The sequence below is a fragment of the Streptomyces physcomitrii genome (assembly GCF_012273655.1).
GTDB classification, from domain to species: Bacteria; Actinomycetota; Actinomycetes; order Streptomycetales; family Streptomycetaceae; genus Streptomyces; species Streptomyces physcomitrii.
Window position 1 is genome coordinate 1 of the sequence record NZ_JAAWWP010000043.1, and the last position, 5,035, is coordinate 5,035.

Consider the following 5,035-nt stretch of genomic DNA (forward strand, 5'->3'; position numbering starts at 1 on the left):
TCCTGGTTCCGCTCTCGTGTGTGTGACCGGATTACCGGTACACATTCACGGAGAGTTTGATCCTGGCTCAGGACGAACGCTGGCGGCGTGCTTAACACATGCAAGTCGAACGATGAACCCGCTTCGGTGGGGGATTAGTGGCGAACGGGTGAGTAACACGTGGGCAATCTGCCCTGCACTCTGGGACAAGCCCTGGAAACGGGGTCTAATACCGGATATTGACCTGCTTGGGCATCCAAGTGGGTGGAAAGCTCCGGCGGTGCAGGATGAGCCCGCGGCCTATCAGCTTGTTGGTGAGGTAGTGGCTCACCAAGGCGACGACGGGTAGCCGGCCTGAGAGGGCGACCGGCCACACTGGGACTGAGACACGGCCCAGACTCCTACGGGAGGCAGCAGTGGGGAATATTGCACAATGGGCGGAAGCCTGATGCAGCGACGCCGCGTGAGGGATGACGGCCTTCGGGTTGTAAACCTCTTTCAGCAGGGAAGAAGCGTGAGTGACGGTACCTGCAGAAGAAGCGCCGGCTAACTACGTGCCAGCAGCCGCGGTAATACGTAGGGCGCAAGCGTTGTCCGGAATTATTGGGCGTAAAGAGCTCGTAGGCGGCTTGTCGCGTCGGTTGTGAAAGCCCGGGGCTTAACCCCGGGTCTGCAGTCGATACGGGCAGGCTAGAGTTCGGTAGGGGAGATCGGAATTCCTGGTGTAGCGGTGAAATGCGCAGATATCAGGAGGAACACCGGTGGCGAAGGCGGATCTCTGGGCCGATACTGACGCTGAGGAGCGAAAGCGTGGGGAGCGAACAGGATTAGATACCCTGGTAGTCCACGCCGTAAACGGTGGGCACTAGGTGTGGGCAACATTCCACGTTGTCCGTGCCGCAGCTAACGCATTAAGTGCCCCGCCTGGGGAGTACGGCCGCAAGGCTAAAACTCAAAGGAATTGACGGGGGCCCGCACAAGCGGCGGAGCATGTGGCTTAATTCGACGCAACGCGAAGAACCTTACCAAGGCTTGACATACACCGGAAAACTCTGGAGACAGGGTCCCCCTTGTGGTCGGTGTACAGGTGGTGCATGGCTGTCGTCAGCTCGTGTCGTGAGATGTTGGGTTAAGTCCCGCAACGAGCGCAACCCTTGTCCCGTGTTGCCAGCAGGCCCTTGTGGTGCTGGGGACTCACGGGAGACCGCCGGGGTCAACTCGGAGGAAGGTGGGGACGACGTCAAGTCATCATGCCCCTTATGTCTTGGGCTGCACACGTGCTACAATGGCCGGTACAATGAGCTGCGATACCGCAAGGTGGAGCGAATCTCAAAAAGCCGGTCTCAGTTCGGATTGGGGTCTGCAACTCGACCCCATGAAGTCGGAGTCGCTAGTAATCGCAGATCAGCATTGCTGCGGTGAATACGTTCCCGGGCCTTGTACACACCGCCCGTCACGTCACGAAAGTCGGTAACACCCGAAGCCGGTGGCCCAACCCCCTTGTGGGGAGGGAGCTGTCGAAGGTGGGACTGGCGATTGGGACGAAGTCGTAACAAGGTAGCCGTACCGGAAGGTGCGGCTGGATCACCTCCTTTCTAAGGAGCACTTCTCACTCGGACTTGTCCGGGTCAGAGGCCAGATCGCGAGCGAACGTCTCGCGCTGGTTGCTCATGGGTGGAACGTTGACTACTCGGCATTTTGGGTCACTTCGTGACGGTTAGTACTGCTCTTCGGGGCGTGGAACGCGGTTCATGGAGGGTCTGGGTGTCGGGCACGCTGTTGGGTGTCTGAGGGCACGGGCTGTATGCCTGGTGTCTTCGGTGCCGGCCCCAGTGAACTCGGGATGTGGTCCCGGGGTGATGGGTGGTTGGTCGTTGTTTGAGAACTGCACAGTGGACGCGAGCATCTGTGGCCAAGTTTTTAAGGGCGCACGGTGGATGCCTTGGTACCAGGAACCGATGAAGGACGTGGGAGGCCGCGATAGGCCCCGGGGAGCTGTCAACCGAGCTTTGATCCGGGGGTGTCCGAATGGGGAAACCCGGCAGTCGTCATGGGCTGTCACCCGCTGCTGAACACATAGGCAGTGTGGAGGGAACGCGGGGAAGTGAAACATCTCAGTACCCGCAGGAAGAGAAAACAACCGTGATTCCGGGAGTAGTGGCGAGCGAAACTGGATGAGGCTAAACCATGTGTGTGTGAGACCCGGCAGGGGTTGCGCATGTGGGGTTGTGGGATTCTTCTTGATCAATCTGCCGGTTGGTCGACGAGTCAGAAACCGTTGGTGTAGGCGAAGGACATGCGAAAGGTCCGGCGTAGAGGGTAAGACCCCCGTAGCTGAAACATTAACGGCTCGTTTGGAGAACACCCAAGTAGCACGGGGCCCGAGAAATCCCGTGTGAATCTGGCGGGACCACCCGCTAAGCCTAAATATTCCCTGGTGACCGATAGCGGATAGTACCGTGAGGGAATGGTGAAAAGTACCCCGGGAGGGGAGTGAAATAGTACCTGAAACCGTGTGCCTACAAGCCGTGGGAGCGTCGCGTTGAGTGCTTGCACTCAGCGTCGTGACTGCGTGCCTTTTGAAGAATGAGCCTGCGAGTTTGCGGTGTGTTGCGAGGTTAACCCGTGTGGGGAAGCCGTAGCGAAAGCGAGTCCGAATAGGGCGTTTTAGTAGCGCGCTCAAGACCCGAAGCGGAGTGATCTAGCCATGGGCAGGTTGAAGCGGAGGTAAGACTTCGTGGAGGACCGAACCCACCAGGGTTGAAAACCTGGGGGATGACCTGTGGTTAGGGGTGAAAGGCCAATCAAACTCCGTGATAGCTGGTTCTCCCCGAAATGCATTTAGGTGCAGCGTCGTGTGTTTCTTGCCGGAGGTAGAGCACTGGATAGGCGATGGGCCCTACCGGGTTACTGACCTTAGCCAAACTCCGAATGCCGGTAAGTGAGAGCGCGGCAGTGAGACTGTGGGGGATAAGCTCCATGGTCGAGAGGGAAACAGCCCAGAGCATCGACTAAGGCCCCTAAGCGTACGCTAAGTGGGAAAGGATGTGGAGTCGCAGAGACAACCAGGAGGTTGGCTTAGAAGCAGCCATCCTTGAAAGAGTGCGTAATAGCTCACTGGTCAAGTGATTCCGCGCCGACAATGTAGCGGGGCTCAAGCGTACCGCCGAAGTCGTGTCATTGCAGCATGTACTCCTAACGGAGGCTGTGATGGGTAGGGGAGCGTCGTGTGCCGGGTGAAGCCGCGCCGGAAGGCAGTGGTGGATGGTTCACGAGTGAGAATGCAGGCATGAGTAGCGATACACACGTGAGAAACGTGTGCGCCGATTGACTAAGGGTTCCTGGGTCAAGCTGATCTGCCCAGGGTAAGTCGGGACCTAAGGCGAGGCCGACAGGCGTAGTCGATGGATAACCGGTTGATATTCCGGTACCCGCTGTGAAGCGTCAAACATCGAGCATCGTGATGCTAAGGCCGTGAAGCCGCCCTGATCTCTTCGGAGTTGAGGGGAGTGGTGGAGCCGCCGGCCCAAGCGGTTAGTAGGTGAGTGATGGGGTGACGCAGGAAGGTAGTCCAGCCCGGGCGGTGGTTGTCCCGGGGTAAGGGTGTAGCCCGTGCGATAGGTAAATCCGTCGTACATGGGGGTGAGACCTGATGCCGAGCCGATTGTGGTGAAGTGGATGATCCTATGCTGTCGAGAAAAGCCTCTAGCGAGTTTTATGGCGGCCCGTACCCTAAACCGACTCAGGTGGTCTGGTAGAGAATACCGAGGCGTTCGGGTGAACTATGGTTAAGGAACTCGGCAAAATGCCCCCGTAACTTCGGGAGAAGGGGGGCCATTTCTGGTGATCCCACGTGCTGGGTGAGCTGGGGGTGGCCGCAGAGACCAGCGAGAAGCGACTGTTTACTAAAAACACAGGTCCGTGCGAAGCCGTAAGGCGATGTATACGGACTGACGCCTGCCCGGTGCTGGAACGTTAAGGGGACCGGTTAGCTCACTTTCGGGTGGGCGAGGCTGAGAACTTAAGCGCCAGTAAACGGCGGTGGTAACTATAACCATCCTAAGGTAGCGAAATTCCTTGTCGGGTAAGTTCCGACCTGCACGAATGGCGTAACGACTTCTCGACTGTCTCAACCATAGGCCCGGTGAAATTGCACTACGAGTAAAGATGCTCGTTTCGCGCAGCAGGACGGAAAGACCCCGGGACCTTTACTACAGTTTGATATTGGTGTTCGGTTCGGCTTGTGTAGGATAGGTGGGAGACTGTGAACTTGTCACGCCAGTGGCGGGGGAGTCGTTGTTGAAATACCACTCTGGTCGTGCTGGATGTCTAACCTGGGTCCGTGATCCGGATCAGGGACAGTGTCTGATGGGTAGTTTAACTGGGGCGGTTGCCTCCTAAAGGGTAACGGAGGCGCCCAAAGGTTCCCTCAGCCTGGTTGGTAATCAGGTGTTGAGTGTAAGTGCACAAGGGAGCTTGACTGTGAGACCGACGGGTCGAGCAGGGACGAAAGTCGGGACTAGTGATCCGGCGGTGGCTTGTGGAAGCGCCGTCGCTCAACGGATAAAAGGTACCCCGGGGATAACAGGCTGATCTTCCCCAAGAGTCCATATCGACGGGATGGTTTGGCACCTCGATGTCGGCTCGTCGCATCCTGGGGCTGGAGTCGGTCCCAAGGGTTGGGCTGTTCGCCCATTAAAGCGGTACGCGAGCTGGGTTTAGAACGTCGTGAGACAGTTCGGTCCCTATCCGCTGTGCGCGTAGGAATATTGAGAAGGGCTGTCCCTAGTACGAGAGGACCGGGACGGACGAACCTCTGGTGTGCCAGTTGTTCTGCCAAGGGCATGGCTGGTTGGCTACGTTCGGGAGGGATAACCGCTGAAAGCATCTAAGCGGGAAGCCTGCTTCGAGATGAGTGTTCCCACCTCCTTTGAGAGGGTAAGGCTCCCAGGAGACGACTGGGTTGATAGGCCGGATATGGAAGCCCTGTGAGGGGTGGAGTTGACCGGTACTAATAGGCCGAGGGCTTGTCCTCAGTTGCTCGCGTCCACTGTGT

2 rRNA genes are annotated in these 5,035 nt (G+C 57.9%); both read left to right on the forward strand.

From position 1 onward, the window contains the following. Positions 1–44 precede the first annotated feature (44 nt). Positions 45–1,574: ribosomal RNA gene (locus HFV08_RS30985) — 16S ribosomal RNA — on the forward strand. Positions 1,575–1,889: 315 nt separating this feature from the next. Next, positions 1,890–5,014: ribosomal RNA gene (locus HFV08_RS30990) — 23S ribosomal RNA — on the forward strand. The 16S and 23S rRNA genes sit together here, the layout of an rRNA operon. The last annotated feature ends 21 nt before the right edge of the window (positions 5,015–5,035 follow it).